Origin of the sequence: Brucella sp. NBRC 113783 (assembly GCF_040372265.1) — a bacterium.
In the GTDB taxonomy this organism is placed as follows: Bacteria; Pseudomonadota; Alphaproteobacteria; order Rhizobiales; family Rhizobiaceae; genus Brucella; species Brucella teleogrylli.
In genome coordinates this window covers 507121-529113 of sequence record NZ_BAABRX010000003.1, presented here as the reverse complement: position 1 = coordinate 529113, position 21993 = coordinate 507121, and the positions used below count along the sequence as shown (strand labels likewise).

Sequence of the window (21993 nt, the reverse complement as noted above, 5' to 3'; positions counted from 1 at the left end):
GATACGCGACCGGGAGGATGTCGCGTATCCGCTGCTTTCCGCGCTTTGGCTTAAAGCGGTATCGACAGAACTCTATAGGGTTCGAGCGAAAACGCCCTCTTACCTTCTATGCTGACACTCTGCTCTTCTGGCGTGACATTCACGAGCCAGAGTCCACTCTCAACCGCGAAGGCAAGAACGTGGGCCGGGCGGGATGAATGATAGGCGCGCCATTCTTTTCCGGCCAGTGCGGACAAGGCTTTCACGCTGTTGAAAATCGGGCGTGTACGCCCCGCAGGCGTGGGTTCGTTTTCATGCGCAACCAGCCCGAAGGGGCCGGTCAATGTTGATAGCGTCAGACAGTCGAGATTTGCATCTAGCACCCGCGCTGCATAGGCAAAGGCAAATGCTTCCGCGAATTTGCCATTGTGGCGCGGATCGCGATTGGCCATGGCGATACGTTTGCCATTGGGGTTGTCCATCGTCCGGCTCCCATAGGGATTCTGGCGCATGGGAATGGTCGATGGGCCGATGCGGTAGGGTTTGTCGCCATAAATGGCGCGTACCGAACGCGTAATGAAGGCCAGCGCCTCCAGCGTTTGCATGACGCTCAGGTCGTCGGCGGCATGCACGATTGGATTGGTGCAATGCGTCACAAAATCGATCAGGGCGCCCGGCACGCGCTTGCGGTTCAATTCCGTGAAATAGCTCAGCATACCGCCGCCGAGGTTAGCACCCGGAAAAGCGGTGCGCGCGGCGTTATAGACTTCTTCCAGTGGTGGGCAAGGCGGCCAAGCGCTGCCGGGCGGCGTGGACTGGCGATCTATTGACGGTGAGACAATGATAGCGTCGGGCGCAAAGCCTGCTGCTTTCATTTGCGTCGCAATCTGGGTGGTTTCGTCGATGAGTGACCCTTCACAGGGAAGTGCGATCTCCAGCGATGTGCGCCCCTTATATCCAGCGGCAAGAGCAGCAAAGTCTGCAAATGCTGTTGCGTCATGTCCGGCGTGTGGATCGTAATGGAACAGCAAATCCTGCGGAGAGATTTCGCTTAGCAGGCCGGACGAAGCAAGGCTCGCCTTGGCTTCTTCCGGAGTGATGATGATGCCGATACTTGGCATGATGCCGCGCGCGTCGTCAGGCGTAATGAACACTGGTTCGGTGTTTGAAGTGACGGCAGTGGATGCACTCGACCGCTTATCGTGGATGGTCAATACGACCCGCTGATGGATTGGTTCGTTGGCTTCAATCCGATAGGGCCAAGGCAGCGCGAGAGGGCGCACATAGGTTTTATAGGAGGCATCGGACCAGTTGCGCTGATCCTCCATCTCGAAGACATCGCCTTCCATACGGCATTCGACCAACACACCCGGAAGGGCTTCATGGGTGATGGCGCGCATATCCTTAAATGGTTGCCACGGCTCGATGAGATCGGGCAGATGGTTCTGTACATGCGTTCCATCGACATGTTCCACCGTAACCGGCGAACCGGCAAGCCCGACAATCGGATGCAGAATACAAAAGCCGCAGCGGTTGGTTTCGAAGCCGGTTGTCGTTGTAGCCACAGCGTCGAATGTTAGTGTGCCACCAGTATCTGCCGATATGGTCACAGCAACCAATAGCTCGCTATCGCTGGGACCGCTGACATAGGCCTGATAGGCGACAGTAAAACCAGCGGCGTTTCTCTCTACGGTGAAGTCGCGAATAGAAGGGGCATATGTCCCCCAGTCGCGGTCGCGTACGAGATAAGACACCGCGCGCAGCACTTCGACACCATCATAGGTGATGCAGCGCAAATTCCCATCGCTCAGATCGACTGCGAGACGCCCAGCTTGCAGGTGCAGTGGCCGGGCATCGGTTTCTTCCGTGCCATAAAGCAGAAACGGATCGACGCTGCTCATCCCAGCATAGCCTTCACATCGACGCGGTTGCCGCTGGCCGCACTGTCATAAGCTGCATCCACCAGCGCGAAGGTTTTGAGATTATCGGCACCCGACGTTGATGTTTCCGCGCCGGAGGCAAGTTTGTCGATCCAGTGTTGCTGGATCGCGAAGACGCTCTCCTGAATATTGTGCCAGGGACGCGATGCCCAGGACAGCAGTTTGGGTGAAACGTCCGAAACGGTTGTGCCTCTGGCATTGATGACTTCCAGACGGTATCCCTGATAAAGCCGGATTGAGCCTGCTGTGCCATCCAGTTCGATGAGGGTTTCCGGGAAGGGGTCAACCTGAAGTCTGGTCGCATAGCTGACATCGACGACGGATGTGGCGCCATTTTCATGGTCGAGCAAAATGGTCGCGACGTCCTCGCCCTTAATCTTCGGGTTCACGCGTTTGGTCCGCGCGACGAGGCTTGCTACATCACCGAGAATAAAGCGCGCAATATCGAGCGTGTGAATGCCGAGGTCTTCGATGATGAAGCGCTCGCCTTCCGCAAGATACGGCTGGCCTGAGAAGACGTCGAAGCCAGAGCGGAAGGAAAAACGCCCCCAAAAGGGATCGCCTATCGCGCCGCTATCGAGTGCTTTCCGAACGGCCTGTATCGGTGTCTGCCAGCGGAAATTCTCGTGAACCATCAAAGGAATACCGGCATCTTGGCACGTTCTCACCATGGCCTTAGCGTCCTCAAGCTTCTTGGCAAAGGGCTTTTGGCAGATGGCGGGTACTTTATGTGCAGCGGCCATTTCAACCAGCATGCGATGGCTTCCAACTGTCGTGGCTATATCGACAAAATCGATATTTCCATCGGCAAACAGCGCCTCGGCATCGGTATAGCGACGTTCGATCCCGAACTGATCGCCAACGATCTTCAGTCGCTCGGGGTCGCGGTCGCAGATCGCCACGATTTTTGCGCCGGTAACATCGTTCCAGGCGTGCATTTGGTTGATTGCGAAGAAGCCGCAGCCGATGAGCGCGCCCTTGAATTCGGTCATTATCCTGCCTTTGCCATTTGCATGAGCGTGACGCGCTGCTGAAGGCGGCGCTGTGCCTGGTCTACAACCACGGCGATGATGATGACGAGCCCCTTGATGACCATCTGCCAGAAGGACGACACCCCCATCATGACCAGACCATCAGAAAGAATCCCGATCACGAAAGCGCCGATAATCGTTCCACCGATGGTACCGCGCCCGCCCGACATGGAGGTTCCACCCAGAACGGCCGCCGCGATGGCATTGAGTTCAAAAGAGTTTCCAGTTGCCGGGTGCGAAGCCATCAGTTCAGACGAAATGATAAGACCGGCAATGGCGGCGCAAAAGCCCGAAAACATGTAGACGAACATTTTTACGCGGTCGACGCGGATACCGGACATGCGCGCTGCGCGTTCATTGCCACCCACCGCGAAAATCTGTCGTCCCAACGGCGTGTACCGGGCGACATAGGCTGCGCCCAATGCAACGACGATCAGAAGCCAGATGGAAACCGGCAAGCCGAGGATGCTGCCCGCGCCGAGAAAGCCGAAGCCGGTGGTGCCGAGATCTTCTCGCCCGACGAGGTTCGGGAAGGTCTGGCCGTCAGACGACAACAGAGCAAGGCCGCGCGCGACATATAGGGTTCCGAGCGTGGCGATGAATGGCGCCACGTTGAGCCTGGTAATCAGGAGCCCGTTGATGAAGCCGACCGCGACACCCACAGCCAGTGTGATGAGCGATATCTCGATCACATTGAAATAGATTGTATAGCCGATGCCCAGATCGATGCCGTAGATCAAAAGACCACCGGCGACCATGCCACACAGGCCGACAATCGAACCGACTGACAAGTCGATCCCGCCCGTGATGATGACGAAAGTCATGCCCATGGCGAGAAAGGCGTTCAGCGCCACGTGTTTCGACATCAAAATGAGATTGGCTGTCGAAAGGAAGTTCGGTGCGGCGAAGGAGAAAAAGATGAAAACTGCAAAAAGCGCAATGAATGTCCGCAGCTTCATCAGCGTCAGCAAGGCCGATCCGCTCGAAAAGGTTGGGTCAGTGGCTGCCGTGGCGGTTTTGGCTGTCATGACGCGAGTTCCTTGGTTTGCAGATCGTGGTTATGGCCGTGGCCCTTGGCCGAGGCCGCTATGATATCGGCTTCCGTCGCATGCTCGCGGTCAAAGATGGCAATCAGCTTGCCATTGCTGAGCACGGCGATGCGGTCGGATAAGGCCATGACTTCTTCCAGATCGGAGGTTGAAAACAGGATGGCCAAGCCGTCGCCAGCGAGGCGACGCATGGTGCGGAAAACATCCGCTTTTGCGCCAACGTCGATGCCGCGTGATGGCTCGTCCATCAAAAGCACTTTCGGATTGGTCATCAGCGCTTTGCCGATCACAACCTTCTGCTGGTTGCCACCCGACATCGAAGTCACTTCGAAATCCGGGTTCGGGGCTTTGATGGCGAGATCCTTGATGGCCTGCCTGACGGCTTCCTTCTCACGCTTCGGCGCAATGTGGAACAGTTTCGTAAGCCGATCGAGACTGGCCATTGTCAGGTTGCTGGCAATCGACAGAACCTGCACCAGACCCTCGCGCTGACGGTCTTCGGGAATAAGCGCAAGTCCACGCCTTATGCGGCGTGTCGTATCGCGCTCGGTCACTTCCTGCCCGTCTATGAAAATATGGCCGGTCGAATGGCGGTGCTGACCCATGACGCATTCAAAAAACTCGGAACGGCCCGCACCCATAAGGCCGTATATTCCCAGAACTTCACCGGCGTGGACCGACAAGGACACATTATCGACGGCAAGGCCGCCTGTGGCGCGGGGCAGGGTGATGTTTTCGGCGCGGAACCGCTCTTCGCCTATCGTGTGGTTCACCGATTTGGCAAAATCCTTGGCATCGGAGCCGATCATGGAACGCACGATCCATTGCGTATCGATGTTCCTGACTTCTTCCTGCCCGGTGATCTTGCCATCGCGCAGCACAGTGATGTAATCGCCAATGCGCATCAGTTCTTCCAGACGATGCGAAATGTAGACGATGGCGACGCCTTGGCTTTTGAGTTCGGCGATGACCTTGAAGAGAATATCGACCTCGGCGGCTGAGAGCGCAGATGTCGGTTCGTCCATGATGACGATGCGCGCATCAAGTGAAATGGCTTTGGCGATTTCCACCAATTGCTGCTGGCCGATGGGAAGATCGGAAACCAGCATATTGGCATCGATGCCAGCATCCAGACGCTTGAGATATTCGTTGGCCTTTTGGACCTGCGCCTTGTGATCGATGCCGCGTACTCCGCGCATGATCTCACGGGTGGCGAAAATATTCTCGGCCACGGACATATTGGCGAACAGATTGAGTTCCTGAAAGATCATCGCGATGCCGCACTTTTGCGCATCGGCAGGACTGTCGAAAACCACCGGTTCACCGTCGAGAATGATCTTGCCCATGGTCGGGCGCTCAACACCGGCGATGATCTTCATCAATGTGGATTTGCCAGCGCCGTTCTCGCCCACCAGCACATTGACCGATCCGCGTCGCAATTCGAGATTGGCGCGTTTGACGGCGACGATCCCCGAATAGACTTTCGATACGTCTTCAAGTTTGAGGACGATATCGTCTTTGATTGGCTGCTCCGCTTCCATGGCTCACTTCTCCAGCGCAATGGATACGGGCGTGAAAAGCGGTAACTGGCCCTTGGATGGCATGGCGAAGGCGCCACTGGCCTTTACTTTCATGCCGACCAGATTTTCGCGTGGCAGCTTCGACAAAACTTCGTCGTTGACGCGGGTATTGAACGATTTCCCGAACTGCGCCCATTCGATCTGGTTGCGGAATTCATTGAAGTTCACAAAGCTCAAGCTGTCGCGAATGGCCGTTCCGCGAACGGTTGGTCCGATCTGAACACGCGCATCCGCCTTGCCATCGCCATTGCTGTCCACATCGACATAGGCAGCCCGCGATTTGGTCTCGGCGCCAACAACCGTACCTTCCAGCTTGGTTGCGAAGGTCCAAGGCGCGTTGCCCTGCTTTTCGCGGTGGCCGAATTTGTTTCCCGCCGCGTCAGCGTCGGTATTGGCTGCGGTCATGACTTCATCAAGCGTCACGGTCTTTTCCGCGAAAAACGGTTTGACCTTGGAATCCCAGATGTCGGCAACCGAGCGGTCCGGGTTGAAATTGTCACCGCGGGCGACTGCGGCTTCCTCAGCTGTTGGCGTCTTGATGATTTTGCAGCCCGAAAGCGCAACACCACAGGCCAGCACAACAATGGACGCTGACTTCAGCACTGACATGAAGATATCCTCGGTATAGGGAATATGCCGGGAGCATTACGGCTCCCGGCTCTCAACTTTCCGGGGCTCAATCCTTCAAAGCGAAGGTTTCGAGCTTTTCCGCATTGTCGCCATTGATCAGCACGCAATCCATCAGCTGCTTCTCTTCAGCAGGCTTTTTGCCCGACTTGATGAATTCGTCAGCCTGAACGACAGCGGTTTGCGCCTGCGCGTAAGCTGGCTGGAGGACGGTGGCCTTGATGCCGCCAGCCTTGATGGAGTCGCGCACATCGTTGGAGCCGTCGAAGCCGACGACGATCACGTCCTTACGACCGGCCGCTTCGAGAGCTGCCCAAGCGCCCATCGCCATCGTATCGTTGCCTGAAATCACGCCTTTGATGTCCGGATTGGCCTGCAGAATGCTCTGCATTTTGGTGAAGGCTTCCGGCTGGCTCCAGTTGGCCGACTGCTGTGCGACCATCTTCATATCCGGATAGTCGTCGATAACGTCGTGATAGCCCTTGGAGCGGATGCCCGCATTGAGATCGGCTTCGCGGCCAAGCAATTCCACGTAATTGCCTTTTTCGCCCATCAGCTTGACGAATTCTTCCGCGCCGAGCTGGGCGCCCTGATAGTTGTTGGAAACAATCTGCGAGACGGCAATGCCGGTCGCATTGATTTCACGGTCGATCAGGAAGGATGGAATGCCTGCATCCTTCGCCTTCTGCACTGCAGCGATAGACGCTTCGGACCCGGCATTGTCCAGAATAATCGCCTTGGCGCCACGCCCGATTGCCGTATCGACGAGCTGAGATTGCTTGTTTGCGTCGTCGTCGTGAACGAGGATCAGCGTTTCATAGCCAAGTTCCTTTGCTTTTGCCTCTGCGCCCACGGCCTCAGCCTTGAAGAACGGATTGTCGTGTGACGGCGTGATGATCGCGATGAGGTCCGCCGCCCAGGCTGGCATGACTGTGCCTGCCGACAGCGCACCAGCGACGATGGCCAGCGCGATACCGCGCGTCAGTTTCCTGCGTGTGAATTCCATAATTTCCTCCCAGTGTGTTCAGCCCTGTTCCCAGCAGGGCAGTGAAGGAGGGCGCTTGACCCTCCCGTTGATTATCAGGTGATACGGCGAATGCTTTCGGCGATCTCCTGCGGTTCAAACACGTTTTTCCAGTCGTCGCGCATCAGCGCGGGTATGCCGAACTCGATTGCCTTGTTGCAGGCATCCGAGAATACGCCGTCGACTTCCTTGAAGATGACCGCGCCCAGAACATTCATATGGCCGAGCAGGAAGTCGCGGGCCGCTTCTTCCGGTACGCCACGCCGCACGCATTCGTCCATTGCCTGGCGCATGACGACGAGAAGTGAGGCGCAGACGGTTTCCGAAAGACCCGGCTCCAGCATCGCCATTTGTTCGACCGTGACGCGATGCGAGCGCATGACGGGGGCCCAGATCACCTTTGCGATTTCTTCGCCCAGCGCGTAATCCGTTTCCGGCCCCTGCATGAGCGCCGAAACGATATGCTGCTTGGCGAAAAGACCACCGAAATGATCCTTCTTTGCCTGCATGTCCGTCTCGTCGTTGAAGATCGGCGGATGGCATGGGTGGGTGACGAAATAGGTCAGATCGGCGCGTTCGGGCAGATGACCTGCGAAGGGAGCTGCCGCGTCAAGCGCGATCACCATGGTGCCGGGCTTCAGCTTGTCGATAATGCCTGCGGCCACTTTTCCGATGAGGGTGTCCGGCACGGCCAGAATGACAACCTCGGCGCCTGCAAGGCCCTGATCGGCATCGACTGTATCGATGCCCAGATCGTTCTTCAGACGCGCCTTGCCTGCATCGCTGACTTCAATATGGCGGACGTCGAAGCGCGAGCCCTTCAAGTTCTTGGCCAGACGGTAACCCATCTTGCCGCCTGCGCCGAACAAAGCGATTGCTGTCATGGTTGAATTTTCCTCCGGTGTCTTTGGTAACTTAACTGGTATAACCAGTCAATGAGTATTCCAGATTTCAGTTGGGTAAACCGTCGCGTATTTGGCTGAAATAATTGTCAGCGCCGACCTGTCCGCCTTTCAGTGCGATTTGCAGGCCATTGGTCGCAGTATCGCCACCATGCGCAGTGCAAAGCGGCGAGCCGGGTGTTTGCGGAAGCGGCAGCAGCGTGGTCAGCGCATCGACATGCAGCTCGCGCAGGGCGTGACTGGACGTGTCGCCACCAGCTATTACGGCGCGCGGCAGTTTTTCGCGCTCAACCAGACTGCGCAGGATCGAGCCCAGAATGCGCGCCAGTCGATGGCGGCTCCCGGCGATACGGTCGATTTCGCGACCGCGATCAGCAGAGGGGCCGAGCGCCGTGTTGAGAATGACGCTTCTGCCAGCCTGCAAGGTTTTTTGCGCATGTGCGACGGCGGTTTCCATCGCCTGCGCAGCATTTTCGCCAAGGAGTTCGAGCGGATCGAGATCGATGCCGACAAAACCGGCTGCGGTTGCGGTGCGGATCTGGCGTTCGGTCGTCGGCGAAACGCTGCCCGACACCACGGCGATACGATCCACTTTGCCCGGCAGAGGAAAATCTTTCCGAGCGCCGATCAGGCCCGCCTCCCGCCATGCGGCAAGCAGCGCATATTCGATGCCCGAGGAACCGGCGACAAACCAGCCTTGGGGGGCACGTAAACGCCAGATTTGTTCACCTGCGCGCAACTGGCTTTCGGTGCTATCCACATCGAACAGCACCATGCCGGTCGCCTTTTGCGTGATCGCGTCGATACGCTTATCCGCTTCAGATGCGGCCAGCGCTGCACTATCAACCAATTCGGCTTTCAATGTCGTTTGTTGGGCCAGATGCAAACGCAGATCTGCTTCATGCATCGGCGTCACCGGATGACGGCTCATCACCGGATGGCGATCAATCCGGTAGGTCTCACTCTGATAGGCGGCAAAGAGATTGCCGAAGGATGTGTAGCGCTTGAGTTGCGGCGCACCGACGATCAGCGGAACATAAGCCTGCTGGAAGACCGATTTTCCGATCTCGATCGCCTTGCCGATATTGCCGACATGCGGCGCGGAATCGAAAGTGGAACAGACCTTGTAGTGGCAAATTGCGGCATTGAGGCTACGCAGCCAGTCGAAGGCGGGGGTCAGATGCGCCTCCATCCAATCCGGGGTTTCGCTGCGGCTGGTGCCTGCGAGACCGATGGCCCGGCAATGGCCAAAGCGCGATAGAAGCGCGTCATCCGGCTTGTTCATGAACAAGACAGTTTCGATACCATTCGAACTGAGCGCTTCCATTACATCCGTGGAACCGGTCAGATCATCTCCGTAATAGGAAAGCAGCGGTGCGAGGCTGGTCATCCTTCGCCTCCATTGCCGAATTTCGCCAGCGAGGCTGCAAGTTCGGGGTGGTCTTTTGCGTAAACCTCAAGCGGAATGTCGGCCACTGCGGCCTCCCACGCCTGCTGTACAGCGCGAACCCCTGCTGCAGGTCCGCCGGGATGGCTGACGATTCCACCGCCGCACAAATAGAGGAGGTCGGTGGTGCGGCCCGTGCGTGCATAGGTTTCCGGTGCCTGTCCGCCCCATTGACCGGAGCCTGCAACTGGCAGCGGGCAATCGGAGGGATCGAAGAGCGGTGTACTGATCGCCTTGAACGACGAGACGAAGCTTTCGTCCGGCTCCCAATATTTCACGCGAATGCCATTGATCTGAAACTGATCGACGCCGAGCAGGCGCCAGAACTGCTGATAGACGCGGAAATCCATGCCGGCGCCCGGATTGCGGGTCAGAACGTCCCAGCCGTTGCGATGCGCATGCAGGACAAGACCCGAGCGCTTGCGCAGGAAACTCATGCCGCCGAAGCCGATGGAGTTGATATTGACCACGGCGCAATTGCCACCCGCTTCGAGCACCATGTCATGATTGCGCATCATCTCGTCGGGATCGGCATGCGAGATGCCGAAGGCATACATGACCTTCTTGCCGGTCTTCTGTTCGTGATCGAGAATGCGCGGCATGATTGCCGCAATGCGGTCTTTCAGCGGCGAATAAGCGGGGCTCATCAGCTTTTCGTCGTCCTTGATGAAATCCACGCCGGACCTAATCAATTCGCCCACCAGTTCCGCCGTTTCATGGGGGCGCAGGCCAAGCGCGGGCTTGACGATGGTGCCAATGATCGGACGCTTTTCAACGCCGGTGAGCTTGCGGCTTCCCTCAATACCGAATTGCGGGCCAGGATGGGCGTTACGGAATGCCTGTGGCAGCTTCATATCGACGATGCGAATGCCGGTCATGCCCTTGATCGAATAGACCCCGCCGATGGCGATGGTCATGAGAGCGGCGAGATCGGTGCCGACCGCATCAAGCGGAAAAGCAATATCAACATCGGCGCGCCTGATCGGGCCGTGATCGCGTTCCAGTTCTGGCCAGGCTGGAACCTGCGCGTCTTCCAGAGGGCGGATATCCAGCACCTTGGCGGCGACGCGGGCCTTCAATTCCTCCGTTTCACCGGGAACGGCAACAAAAGTGCCGGTGGATTGATCGCTGGCGATCTTGGCCGCCATCTTCTCAATGTTGCCGGTGCTTTCTATGCGATAGGTCAAGCGGATGTTCATCGGAATTGCCGTCACTCGCTGTTTTACTCGCGCCAGCGAAAAGCGCATGGCGTTTGAATGCAAACTGGTATAATGAGTATTCCAATATGTGCAAGAGGAAAAATTGTGAGCCCCTGCACGTGGGTGTGGGTAACGGCTTTCATCTGCGCCGTTGAAGATGCATAAGGGAACAAAGCTCATGACTAGTGAGATGCCATGACCCAGCCAATCGAACCTATCGTTCGCCGTAAATTGTCAGACGAAGTTTTTGACCGGCTTGAAACCATGATCACGTCGGGCGAATTGCTGCCAGGCGATGAAATGCCATCCGAACGGGTTTTGATGGAACGCTTCGGTGTGGGGCGTCCGGCGATCCGCGAGGCAATGCAGTCGCTTGCTAAAATGGGTCTGGTCAGCATTTCGCATGGAGAGCGCGCGAAGGTTCTCAAGCTCACTGCAAGGTCGATATTTCAACAGGTGGACCCGACCGCGAAGATCATGCTCGCGCAGTCGATGGATACGCTCGAGCATCTGAAGAGCGCGCGTATCTTTTTTGAACGCGGCATTGCACGTGAGGCGGCGCAGAAGGTGACTGCGCGCGATATTTCCGAATTGCGGGATATCATTGAACGGCAACGGCAGTCATTGGGTGATGCCGATGCGTTCATCGCCGCGGATATGGAGTTTCATATTCGCATAGCAAAGATTCTGGATAATCCGATCTTTGTGGCGGTCAGCGAAGCCATGCTGGCGTGGCTGAAAGAATACCACACACACATGCTGATCTGGACCGGCAAGGAAAAATACACGCTTGCCGAGCACACCGAAATTCTAGACCGCTTGGCTGAAAATGACGCTGAAGGCGCCGAGGCGGCAATGCTGGCGCATCTGAAGCGTTCACGCGACTTATATGTGAAGTGATCGACCGTTTTGGGTGAATTCCGTCGTAAGTTTGCATTGAGTACGGATTTTTCTGCTGCGTCTGCCCCAGACGTACATATTCCGATATATTTGCTTTTCCGGAAATAGCAGCATGTATAATATTTATTTATTAATTATTATATTTTAAATATATTTTGGTGGAATCCATGAAATATATTTGAATTACTGCGCAATGAAGGCGGGAGCCTTCGTTGATTGTGTCAGTTTTGCAATTAATTAATGTCACTCTTGCCAATTTCAATTTATGTGGTGTAGCTTAAATAAGGGAATGCTGCATCTATCCGCTCTATATCAAAGGTATATACCTGACCGGAGGACCAAAGCATGAAAGCTCAAACTGAGCTTGCGTCACAGATAATTGGTTCAAATCGGCTTGAGAGTTTCGCTGACGGTCCGCCGTCGGGCGGGTAGCGTACGCACTACCAACTGGCACCAACACAATCATTGAGCTCCATTCATCCGCGACTTGTTCTTGGTGGATGACGTTTGAATTGCGGTGCAGTGCATAAAACTGAATAGCATGCGTCTTTATCATCCCCGACAACAAAGGAGAATTGCCGTGACTTTTGTTAAAGCCAAGGATGGAACAGAGATTTTTTACAAGGATTGGGGCCCGAAGGATGCGCAGCCGATTCATTTCCACCATGGTTGGCCATTAAGCGCCGACGATTGGGATAATCAGATGCTATTCTTCCTAAAGGAAGGCTTCCGCGTTGTTGCTCACGATCGTCGCGGCCATGGCCGGTCGAGCCAGGTCAGCGAAGGGCACGATATGGATCACTACGCGGCCGATGCTTCGGCCGTCGCGGAACATCTCGATCTTCGCAATGCCATTCATATAGGCCACTCAACCGGCGGCGGCGAAGTCGCTCGTTATGTCGCCCAACACGGCCAGCCACAAGGTCGTGTCGCCAAAGCCGTGCTGGTCAGCTCTGTTCCACCACTGATGGTGAAGACAGAGAATAATCCTGAGGGCACTCCGATCGAGGTGTTCGATGGTTTTCGCGCCGCTCTCGCCGCCAATCGCGCACAGTTTTTCATCGATGTGCCGGCCGGCCCTTTCTATGGCTTCAACCGCACGGGAGCGGAGCCTTCACAAGGCGTGATAGATAATTGGTGGCGGCAGGGCATGATGGGCAGCGCCAAGGCGCATTATGAAGGCATAAAAGCCTTCTCGGAAACTGACCAGACTGCGGACTTGAAAGCGATTACAGTCCCGACCCTAGTGCTTCAGGGCGATGATGACCAAGTCGTTCCCTATAAAACTGCCGCGCTTATGCAAGACAAGCTGCTGCAAAACAGCAAGTTGATCATCTATCCGGGCTTCTCGCACGGAATGCTAACGGTCAATGCAGATGTGGTTAACGCCGATTTGCTCGCTTTCATTCGCAGCTAAATGATGGATGCGCCGGTATTTTCCGGCGCATTTCACTTTGATTCATTGCGCTTGGCTTTTTGCCAGATGTTGAAAGTTGAACTATTGGAGCGGCGGTTCAAAAAACCAATTGCTCAATTTCCTTTTAATGTGGCCCAGAACATAGGCTGCATGATGAAATTCGGAACGGGAAGTACGTTACGGTAAAGTCGCCTCCGCAGATCGGCGGGCAGGAAAGCCGAGAATAACCTCTATACGGGATAGTTTTTGGGTAAACGCAGCCTGTTTCCAGCACTGTGTTCACCCTCGTTATATTTAAACAGGCTCAACGATATCAAAGGGACTGGCACAAGCGGGTTTTAGCTACACGACTTCAATTCGCCCCTTCATATTGGGATGAAACCGGCAATAGTAATCAATGTTGGCTTTGTCCGTGATGACCCTACTCGCCCGTTTCCCGGGTGGTATCATGATTTCCCATCCACCTTGAACTGCAGCGGTAGGAGCCATCGGGTCCTTATTTGTCCACTCAACGGTCCAGCCTGCCTTTACTTTGACAATGCTCGGTTCCCCACTTCCGTTATGATATACCTTTGTAGGTCCGCGCGTCAGCGATATTGGAAAAGTTCACCATCAGGAACCGGCTTGCCGGTTATCGCGGCTGTGATGTTTTGCGATGCGATCATGGCAAAGGTAATTCCGTTGCCACCGAAACCCATGGCTGCGAATATGCGTTCATATCCCGGTACACGGTCGATGATCGGCAAGCCATCTTTCGTAATTCCGAATGGCGAGGACCAGATATAATCTGGCTTATCGATCGCAATTCCGGTGAGGTCTTTCAGCTTTTTCGCGATGATGGCCGCTTTATATGCCAGCTTCTTTGGATCGTGGCTGCTTTCTTGCGCCTGCTCGTCTTCACCCCCGGCGATGATGCGCCCAAATGCATCGGTTCTCAAATAAAGATAGGGATCAGCAGCTTCCCAGACGAGCATGTTGCGCATCCAATTGGGCACACCAGACATAGGCTTAGAAGCGATTGCCCAGGTCGATATGATGCTGTGCCATTCGGTTTCCATCTGGGGGAGATATTCATAACCGGTGCAAAACACGGCATGTTCCGCAACCAGAACTTCGCCCTTTCGGGTCGCTAGAGCTACGCCGGAGGGCATCTCAGCCATATCGGTGATCTCGACAGGAGAAACAATATGGGCATTGCGCGTCAGCGCCTTGTGCAGAAGCCCGGCGGTCAGCTGTGCTGGATTGGCAGATGCGGAAACATCCGACAAAATCGCGGCGGGACGATCCACTCCGAAGCGCGCAATCAGAGCTGCGCGGTTGAGATAGTCGGCTTTGATGCCGATCTCGTTGCGCGCGACCACCTCTTTGGCCAATGATTGTGCGCCCATTTCGTTGCCTGCGAGATAGAGCGCTGACTTGCGATGCATCTGACAATTGATCTCAAGCCGGGCGGACAAATCGATCAAGTCCTGCACAGCTTGTGCTGACCGAATCCAGGCCGCATTGGCTGGTGCGGCTCCGATTTTCCTGCGCAGTTGCGTGAGAGGTATGTCGATTTCATGCTGGATCATTGATGTGGACGCCGAGGTTGATCCGCGTACAGGTGGCCGGCGGTCAACGATCAACACGCTTTTTCCACTGCGGGTCAGTGCTTCCGCCATCAAAGCCCCGGAGATGCCTGCGCCGATGACGATAACGTCAAAAGACTGATCGGGAAGATGCCGGTACGCTCGCACCCTGGAATTCGGAGTTTTTATCCAGAAGGGGATTCCGGTTCGCAACTTGTCTTTGCGGGTTGCAGCATCATGATCTGCCATGAACAATCTCCTCCAAAGATACGTGAGAACGGGATTTATGAGCGTTTGTGGCAGCCATTGATCTGATCGCGGACTGAAAAGCTGGAACATCTGCCATGGTAATAGGTTTTGAGGCAAACAGTTCCCTTAAAATCATCGAGGTGCAGGCATGACCAAGTCCAAAAAGTGGTCGGCAGAAGTGACCGAGCATAGCGATGCGCTGACACTGGAGCCGCATATTTTCGAAGATAATGATCCGAAGAAGATTGCGCTTTCACTGAAACGTTCGGCCGATCACAGTCGAAAGCGCAAAACCACTCCATTCCAATCGGCGATGTCGATGCTGACTTTTTATATCAATCGTGCTGGCACAAAGCTGCCGAAAGAGCGCAAACGAATATTGGAGCTGGCGAAAACTGAATTGCGCAGTGCTTACGGAAAGCCGGAGAAACGTTAGACAGCCGACGGAACAATCGCCTCTGCGACAGGTTCGGCCCTTCTGGAAAAGAGGAAGGAAATCCGATGAAAACGCTGCAACCCGATACCGCAAATGCTGCCCAATTCAAGAAGAAGGCTCTGGAATTGCAATCGGGCGATCCCCCGGAATTACCATCGCCTGAACCCGAAAAAGTCCCCCAGCAGCCGCCGGATACCATACCCCAGCCCGATGGTGATCCCATTGGTCCTGACGAACCGGACCAAATACCGCCGCTTCCCGATCCCGGGCCACCTTCGCCGGAACCGGACAACCCAAGCCAGCCCATGATGTTTTAATGGCTACCTGGATAGGGGTGGTTCTTCAATAAATGGGCAAGATGGACACAATTTGCAGCGACCATTTTCGTCGTTGAAGCAACGACTTCGGGAATTGTGTTGAGATCGACGAAGTTGGTTGATTGCATCGCTTCACCCACCCAATAGGTGACGGCATTCGCTGGCAAGGTAAAACCAACATCGTTCAAAGCCTGATATAGCTCTGCGGATACGTGATGAGCTCCATCCTCATTGCCAACCACAACCACCGCAGCAACACAGTCATAGGAAGGCATCCGGTTCTTATCGTCTGTTTCGGAAAGAAAGGCATCCATGCGTTCCAAAACACGTTTGCAGATGCTGGATGGCTGTCCGAGCCAGATCGGGGTGCCGAGAATAAAAATGTCCGAATCTAAAATCTTTTGCCGCACCATGGGCCATTCATCTTCGTCGCTTTCGCGGGATGACACACCCGGCTCGATATTGAATGCGCTCAATCGCAGATGTTCGGTCTCTACCCCATATGGAATGAGATGAGAATCCAGATAGCGTAACAGTTCATCGGTCGAGGACGGCGTATGATCCGCCTTGCCTTTCAATGTCGCATTCAGCGCGAGCGCCTTGAGGGGGATGGGGATTGGAGAAGTCGTCGTCATTACGTATCTCTATTTTTCTTCGTGGTGTTGGACTTTGGCTCGCTTAAAGCATCGGAGAGATTTCTGCGGTCGGGATCTGACAGGCTGTGTCCCGCTGCATCGCGTTGTTTGTCGGGATTATCTTCTGCCGGTTCATAACCGCGCGGTCGGTTTTCCGGTGGACCTTCCCATTTTGGTTTTTGATCGGTCGTTCCCGGCTTCGTTGCATGTTTTCCCATTGTCCAGCCTCCATTGATTAGGGAGGTCTAACTTCTCAAAACCACATATGTTTCGAACCAAATCGGTTTCTGTCGAAAGACTTGCGGGAACGCAGTCTACTTCGGGCGGTGTTGTTTTGCTCTTCGGGTCGCATTACGCAGCAATTCCTCAACATTCACTTTTGTAGTTTGTTCTCCGTTTTCGTCCTCAATTGCCGTCCGTATCGCTTCGACTTCGCTTTCGGTGAGGTGTTCAATGCCGATAAGCTGTGAACGCGCGCCTTCCAGACAACGGATGACTTCGTCCAGCTTCGCCTCCACTGCCGTGGAATCGCGGTTTTGCGAATTCTGGATCAGAAAGACCATCAGGAAAGTGATGATCGTTGTGGCTGTGTTGATGACAAGCTGCCAGGTGTCGGAAAAGCCAAATATCGGACCCGAACAGGCCCATATGAGTATGAACCCCAAAGCAACGCCGAACGCATAGGATGTCCCTGCCAGTTCAGCGATAGTCTGGGAGAGACGAGTGAAGAACTTTTCCATGGCAATTGCTCCTCCAGGATAGTGGAAGCCGACACAGCGCTCCATTGAAACTTATTTGACTGGGATCGGTTCCTTCGTGGCGAAGTCTATAAAGTAAAACGGCGTTGTCGAATTCCGAGGCTCCGGAAGAATTCAGCAAGAGGTCGCCGGAACATTTGCTCTACGAGATCGTTGGGCCAGGGAGGTTTATGGCGATGATTACACCCAACAAAACCACCGGTAGTGCCCGTGTCGATAGAGCGCCGGGCGGTCAGAAAGCGGAATCTGAACGGCGCCGCGGATTGCAGGAAGGCCGTATCTATCTGATCTGGTGGATGGTCATTCTCGCGATCATCTGCATCGGTTACGCCACTACGTTCTGGATATGACGAGGAAGCCCAGCCGCACAAGCTTATCAAAAGCCAATCGATTGAGGACACCATCATGACTGAGCAAGAGCAAAACCCGACTCCGTTGACTGAAGATGAGGATATCAAGTTTCTCGCCGAGAACTCGGATCTTTCGCCGCTACAGGCACGAGAATTGATCGAACGTTTGGGACACCGTGACCGGCAGAAGCTTCTCGCAGAGGCCAAAAAGTTCAAGGCGGAAAGCTAGTGTGGTGTCGGATGACAGTTGCCCGGAACAAGTTCGCGGTTCTGCGAGTTTACCCGAACAGGTAATCTGACACGGAATGAGGAAGCCATGGCTATCCGCGCAAACTGGAAAGGCCAGCTGAAAGTCGAGCAGCTTTTGATGCCTGTCGGTCTTTATACGGCGGTATCAACCTCCGAGCGGGTTTCGTTCCATCTGGTCAATCGCAAAACGGGCAATCGTCTCAGCCGCGAATTTGTCGACAGCGATACAGGCAAACCTGTTCCGCGCGAAGAACAGATCAAGGGATATGAAATCTCTTCCGGTCGTTATGTGAGTTTCGATGATGATGAAATCCAGTCGGCCATCCCGGACAGCAACAAAACGTTGAATATCACTCATTTTGTCAAATATGGTGATATCGATGATGTTTATCTGGATCGCCCCTATTATCTGGCGCCTGTTGATGATGACGAGGTCTTCTCGCTTTTTCGCGACGGTATGAAAGCCGAAAACGTTGCGGCGGTCGCAGAGGCGGTGCTTTTCCGCCGCGCGCGCAAAATTCTCATCCGCGCGGAGGGCGATGGATTGATCGCAACGACGCTTAATTTTGATTATGAAGTTCGTCCTGCGAACGAAGCTTTTTCAAATCTCGAAGCATTCAAATTCGACCGGGAAATGCTCGATCTGGCTAAGCATATCATCGACACCAAGATGGGCCGTTTCGATCCCTCAAGCTTCGACGACCGTTATGACGCGGCGCTTGCCGAGCTGATAAAAGCGAAGATCGAAGGCAAGCCGCTCAAAAAGCCTGCCGCTCCAAAGACTGCTGACGTGATCGATCTGAAGGAAGCCTTGCGTAAGAGCGCAGCCATGAGCGCGCCGAAGAAAAAACCGGCGAAAACTGCGACAAGCAAAGCGAAGCCCCGAAAGGCCGGATGATGGGACAGCCGCTTGAAACCTATAACAAGAAACGCGACTTCAGCCTGACGAAAGAGCCGCGCGGCAAGGCGGGGCGGAGCAAGGGCGACCTTTTTGTGGTGCAGAAACACGACGCGCGCCGGTTGCACTATGATTTCAGGCTCGAAATGGACGGCGTGTTGAAAAGCTGGGCGGTCACGCGTGGACCAAGTCTGGTGCCCGGTGAAAAGCGTCTGGCTGTCCATGTGGAGGATCATCCTCTCGAATATGCCGGTTTTGAAGGCACAATCCCCAAGGGCGAATATGGCGGCGGCACAGTCATTGTCTGGGACAATGGGCAGTGGAAGCCAATCGGCGATCCACACAAACAGTACAATAAGGGGCACATGGAATTCGAACTGGATGGCGAAAAGCTCAAGGGCCGTTGGCATCTCTTTCGAATGCATGGAAAGCCCGGTGAAAAGCGCGAAAACTGGCTGCTCATAAAGGGGGAGGATGAGTTTGCGCGGGAGGCAAACGATCCGGATATTCTCGAGGAAGAACCGCAATCGGTAAAAACCGGGCGGGTTATTGCCGAGGTGGAAGATGAAGCGCCGGGCTGGTCATCCAAAACCGGGCCTATCGCTAAAACCCGCGTTGCCAAAGAAAAGGCGCAACCTCTGCCGAAGCTCGCCAAAAAGGCTGCGATGCCGCAGTTCATCGAACCGCAATTGGCGACGTTGGTATCCGCTGCTCCAGAAGGGAGCCGCTGGATTCACGAAATCAAGTTTGATGGCTATCGTATTCAAGCGCACGTTTTAAACGGCAATGTCGTGCTTTATTCGCGCAGTGGGCTGGATTGGACCGAAAAATTCGGCCAAGCGATCACAAAAGATATTCTGGCGACCGGCGTCGACAATGCCATTTTGGATGGAGAAATTGTGGTGGAAAGCGGCGCGGGCTTGTCGGATTTTTCCGCGTTGCAAAGCGATTTGAGCGAGGGGCGTTCGGATCGCTTCGCCTATTATCTCTTTGATCTCCTCTATCTTAATGGCCGCGATTTGCGTCAAGTGCCGTTGGTCGAGCGCAAGGCGCTGCTGGCAAAGCTTATCTCCCCTTCGATGGCCACATTACGCTATAGCGAGGCTTTTGATGCCGACGGAGAAGCTGTGTTGAACAATGCCTGCGGTCTGGGGCTGGAAGGCATCGTCTCGAAGCTGAGCGAGGGCCTTTATAGTTCGGGACGCAGCAAAGACTGGCGCAAATCGAAATGCATCGGACGACAGGAATTTGTCATTGCGGGCTTTGTACCTTCCAGCGCAACGCGCGATGCCATCGGTTCGTTGTTGCTGGGCGTTCAGGAAAAGAGAGGTCTCGTTTCGGTCGGGAGGGTCGGAACCGGATTTTCGGTCAAACTGGCCAAAGATCTTTATAAAAAGCTCAACGCGATGCGTCAGGAGAAAAGCCCCTTTGCCACGACGCTGACAGCTGAAGAAAAGCGCGGCGCGATATTCGTCAAACCGCAGCTCGTCGCAGAGATCGAGTTTCGCGCATGGACCGCAGACAGGAGATTGCGCCACGCGTCTTTCCGCGGCTTGCGGGACGACAAGGCCGCGAAGGAGGTCATCTTGGAGAAAAGTGCCATGCCAGCCCGGCCCGAAAAAGCAGCTCCCGAAGAAGCCGATGTGAAGCTCACCCACCCGGACCGTGTGTACTGGCCGAAAGAGGGTATCACCAAACAGGGATTGGCGGATTATTACGCCGAGGTCTGGCCGCGCATTGAGCCGTTTATCATCAATCGGCCACTGGCTTTGCTGCGCTGTCCGACGGGCATAGATGGTCAGCACTTCTTCCAGAAACATGCCTGGAAGGGTCTGAACGAACATATTGTCGAGGTTGATGATCCGTCTGAGAAGGATGAAGAACCGTACATAGCAATCAAGGATTTCGACGGTCTGATCGGTTTGGTGCAGGCCGCCACGCTGGAAATACATCCATGGGGATCGACCCCTAAAAACTGGGAACTGCCAGATATATTGACGATGGATCTTGATCCCGGAGACGGTGTCGCTTGGGAGCGCGTCGTCGAAGGCGCTTTTGAAACAAAGGAGCGGCTCGAGAAACACGGCCTCACCACTTTTATAAAAACGTCGGGCGGCAAGGGGCTGCATGTCGTTGTGCCGTTAAAACCGAAGGCCGACTGGGAAAGTCTGAAGGCTTTCACCAAGGCAATCGCCGACGAGATGGCGGCGGATAATCCTGATCGCTACGTATCAACCATTTCCAAAGCCAAACGCAAAGGCAAAATCCTCATTGATTACTTGCGCAATCAACGCGGTATGACTGCGGTTGCGCCATACTCGCCTCGCGCTCGTCCGGGTGCAGCGGTTTCCATGCCGCTCGCATGGAATGAAGTAAGCCCGGCAATCGGTCCGACCCATTTCACCATAGTGAACACGCCGACGCGGCTTGCGGCTTTAAAGAACGATCCTTGGGAGGATTTCCGCAAAGCGGCAAAACCTTTGCCGAAGTGGTAAGAGAACGCGCCAAAATAAGCAGTTAGCGCTGTTTTTTCTCGTTGGCGAGACTTTTGCGCAAAGCATCCATGATGTTGATAACATTGCCGCTGGTCGGCGGGGGCGTGGCGCTGGATTTGGCCTTTGCGGGTGCTTTTGTTTTCTTCTTCTTGGCGGCTATCATCGATTTCAGATTCCTCTGAACCGGGTCCTTCAGCAAATCCGGATTCCAGTCTTCCGTCTTATCCTTGATCAGCTTACGAACCATGGAAAACAGCTTTTTATCGGGCTTTTCGCCCCCGATATTTGAAAAATAATCCTCAGGTTTTCGCACTTCATCGCCGAAATGCAAGGTCCATAAGACAATACCTGGTCCACGTGGCTCCAGAAGGACGGCTCGTTCGCGCCGGTACATCACCAGTCGCGCCAAGCCGCAGACGCCGCTTTTGTCCATCGCTTCCCGAATGACGGCAAAGGCTTCTTGCCCAACCTTGTCAGCGGGTGAGAGATAATGGGGCTTGTCGTACCAGATCCAACCGATGCTATCGCGTTCTACGAATTTATCGATATCGATGGTGCGTGTGCTTTCGAGGGCCACCGCTTCCAGCTCATCATCTTCAAGGAGGATATAGTCGCCTTCCGCTTTCTCAAAGCCCTTGATCTCGTCCTGATCGCGCACAGGCTTGTGCGTCACTGAATCGACATAGCGGCTGATGACCCGATTGCCTGTTTTGGCGTTGAGCGTGTGAAAGCGCACTTTCTCGCTGTCGCTGGTCGCTGGCATCAACTCGACGGCACAAGTGACGAGCGACAGTTTCAGATAGCCTTTCCAGAATGCGTGCGGCACCGTTTCATCCCCTTTCAGGTGGAGGATAACCAATTGAAGGCTGGAAGGTTCCGGTTCAGGGCCGCGCTGGAACCTGATAGGCGTTTGGGTGGTTATCAGCGAAGGAGATTCCGCCAC

The 21993-nt window shown here is 54.9% G+C and carries 22 protein-coding genes; 8 read left to right on the top strand and 14 right to left on the bottom strand.

Going from position 1 to position 21993, the window contains the following annotated elements; genetic code table 11:
* Window positions 1–50 precede the first annotated feature (50 nt).
* From apnL to oiaX, 9 genes are all read right to left on the bottom strand, one after another.
* Window positions 51–1880, bottom strand: a complete 1830-nt coding sequence (gene apnL / locus ABWW11_RS13030) for a D-apionate lactonase (protein WP_109365875.1) — start codon at window positions 1878–1880, stop codon at window positions 51–53.
* Window positions 1877–2911, bottom strand: a complete 1035-nt coding sequence (locus ABWW11_RS13025; protein ID WP_109365876.1) for a Gfo/Idh/MocA family protein — start codon at window positions 2909–2911, stop codon at window positions 1877–1879. Before ABWW11_RS13025 ends, apnL begins: the two co-directional genes overlap by 4 nt.
* Window positions 2911–3978 carry an ABC transporter permease gene (locus ABWW11_RS13020; protein WP_109365877.1) on the bottom strand — a complete coding sequence of 356 codons (1068 nt, stop codon included), beginning with the start codon at window positions 3976–3978 and terminating at the stop codon, window positions 2911–2913. Before ABWW11_RS13020 ends, ABWW11_RS13025 begins: the two co-directional genes overlap by 1 nt.
* Window positions 3975–5540 (bottom strand): sugar ABC transporter ATP-binding protein, encoded by a 1566-nt coding sequence (locus ABWW11_RS13015; RefSeq protein WP_109365878.1) that lies wholly within the window; start codon window positions 5538–5540, stop codon window positions 3975–3977. The genes ABWW11_RS13020 and ABWW11_RS13015 overlap by 4 nt, the downstream gene beginning before the upstream one ends.
* Window positions 5541–5543: 3 nt before the next feature.
* Complete coding sequence (locus tag ABWW11_RS13010) at window positions 5544–6188, bottom strand: DUF2291 family protein (protein ID WP_109365879.1); 645 nt, start codon at window positions 6186–6188, stop codon at window positions 5544–5546.
* 67 nt (window positions 6189–6255) lie between these two features.
* A complete protein-coding gene (locus ABWW11_RS13005; protein ID WP_109365880.1) occupies window positions 6256–7212 on the bottom strand; it encodes a D-ribose ABC transporter substrate-binding protein in 957 nt (318 codons plus the stop codon).
* A 74-nt stretch (window positions 7213–7286) separates the two neighbouring features.
* Window positions 7287–8114, bottom strand: coding sequence for a phosphogluconate dehydrogenase C-terminal domain-containing protein (locus ABWW11_RS13000; RefSeq protein WP_109365881.1), 828 nt, complete (start codon window positions 8112–8114; stop codon window positions 7287–7289).
* Between the two features lie 67 nt (window positions 8115–8181).
* On the bottom strand, window positions 8182–9522 hold the full coding sequence (locus ABWW11_RS12995; protein WP_109365882.1) for a four-carbon acid sugar kinase family protein: 1341 nt from the start codon (window positions 9520–9522) through the stop codon (window positions 8182–8184).
* Window positions 9519–10778: a 3-oxo-isoapionate-4-phosphate decarboxylase OiaX gene (oiaX, locus tag ABWW11_RS12990; protein ID WP_109365883.1), complete on the bottom strand. Its 1260-nt coding sequence runs from the start codon at window positions 10776–10778 to the stop codon at window positions 9519–9521. The genes ABWW11_RS12995 and oiaX overlap by 4 nt, the downstream gene beginning before the upstream one ends.
* 195 nt (window positions 10779–10973) lie before the next feature.
* Here oiaX and ABWW11_RS12985 point away from each other — a divergent pair, with 195 nt between their 5' ends.
* Window positions 10974–11678, top strand: a complete 705-nt coding sequence (locus tag ABWW11_RS12985) for a transcriptional regulator NanR (RefSeq protein ID WP_109365884.1) — start codon at window positions 10974–10976, stop codon at window positions 11676–11678.
* A gap of 541 nt (window positions 11679–12219) precedes the next feature.
* Window positions 12220–13095: an alpha/beta fold hydrolase gene (locus ABWW11_RS12980; RefSeq protein ID WP_210205534.1), complete on the top strand. Its 876-nt coding sequence runs from the start codon at window positions 12220–12222 to the stop codon at window positions 13093–13095.
* A gap of 587 nt (window positions 13096–13682) precedes the next feature.
* Here the strand turns inward: ABWW11_RS12980 and ABWW11_RS12975 are convergent.
* Window positions 13683–14912 carry an NAD(P)/FAD-dependent oxidoreductase gene (locus ABWW11_RS12975; protein WP_319080411.1) on the bottom strand — a complete coding sequence of 410 codons (1230 nt, stop codon included), beginning with the start codon at window positions 14910–14912 and terminating at the stop codon, window positions 13683–13685.
* A 148-nt stretch (window positions 14913–15060) separates the two neighbouring features.
* On the opposite strand from ABWW11_RS12975, the gene ABWW11_RS12970 reads away from it, so the two are divergent.
* Both ABWW11_RS12970 and ABWW11_RS12965 read left to right on the top strand, forming a co-directional pair.
* Complete coding sequence (locus ABWW11_RS12970; protein WP_109365888.1) at window positions 15061–15348, top strand: DUF3175 domain-containing protein; 288 nt, start codon at window positions 15061–15063, stop codon at window positions 15346–15348.
* Window positions 15349–15413: 65 nt separating this feature from the next.
* Window positions 15414–15665, top strand: coding sequence for a hypothetical protein (locus ABWW11_RS12965; protein WP_109365889.1), 252 nt, complete (start codon window positions 15414–15416; stop codon window positions 15663–15665).
* On the opposite strand, the gene ABWW11_RS12960 is transcribed toward ABWW11_RS12965, so the two are convergent.
* The 3 genes from ABWW11_RS12960 to ABWW11_RS12950 all read right to left on the bottom strand — a co-directional run bounded on the left by ABWW11_RS12960 (window position 15662) and on the right by ABWW11_RS12950 (window position 17040).
* A complete protein-coding gene (locus tag ABWW11_RS12960; protein WP_319080415.1) occupies window positions 15662–16276 on the bottom strand; it encodes a flavodoxin family protein in 615 nt (204 codons plus the stop codon). The genes ABWW11_RS12965 and ABWW11_RS12960 overlap by 4 nt on opposite strands.
* A 23-nt stretch (window positions 16277–16299) precedes the next feature.
* Entirely contained in the window at window positions 16300–16518 is a 219-nt protein-coding gene (locus ABWW11_RS12955; protein ID WP_109365890.1) for a hypothetical protein, read from the bottom strand.
* Between the two features lie 96 nt (window positions 16519–16614).
* The gene (locus ABWW11_RS12950) at window positions 16615–17040 is read right to left on the bottom strand and encodes a low affinity iron permease family protein (protein ID WP_109365891.1); all 426 of its coding nucleotides are present in this window, start codon (window positions 17038–17040) and stop codon (window positions 16615–16617) included.
* Between the two features lie 194 nt (window positions 17041–17234).
* Between ABWW11_RS12950 and ABWW11_RS12945 the strand changes: the two genes are divergently transcribed.
* The 4 genes from ABWW11_RS12945 (at window position 17235) to ligD (ending at window position 21050) form a co-directional block, all read left to right on the top strand.
* Window positions 17235–17408 carry a hypothetical protein gene (locus ABWW11_RS12945; protein ID WP_181375967.1) on the top strand — a complete coding sequence of 58 codons (174 nt, stop codon included), beginning with the start codon at window positions 17235–17237 and terminating at the stop codon, window positions 17406–17408.
* Window positions 17409–17463: 55 nt separating this feature from the next.
* Entirely contained in the window at window positions 17464–17637 is a 174-nt protein-coding gene (locus tag ABWW11_RS12940; protein ID WP_181375968.1) for a hypothetical protein, read from the top strand.
* 87 nt (window positions 17638–17724) lie between these two features.
* The gene (gene ku / locus ABWW11_RS12935) at window positions 17725–18555 is read left to right on the top strand and encodes a non-homologous end joining protein Ku (protein WP_109365893.1); all 831 of its coding nucleotides are present in this window, start codon (window positions 17725–17727) and stop codon (window positions 18553–18555) included.
* A complete protein-coding gene (gene ligD, locus ABWW11_RS12930) occupies window positions 18555–21050 on the top strand; it encodes a DNA ligase D (RefSeq protein ID WP_109366410.1) in 2496 nt (831 codons plus the stop codon). Before ku (ABWW11_RS12935) ends, ligD begins: the two co-directional genes overlap by 1 nt.
* A gap of 22 nt (window positions 21051–21072) precedes the next feature.
* Here ligD and ku (ABWW11_RS12925) read toward each other — a convergent pair whose 3' ends face one another.
* Window positions 21073–21876, bottom strand: a complete 804-nt coding sequence (gene ku, locus ABWW11_RS12925) for a non-homologous end joining protein Ku (RefSeq protein WP_109366411.1) — start codon at window positions 21874–21876, stop codon at window positions 21073–21075.
* Window positions 21877–21993 lie beyond the last annotated feature (117 nt).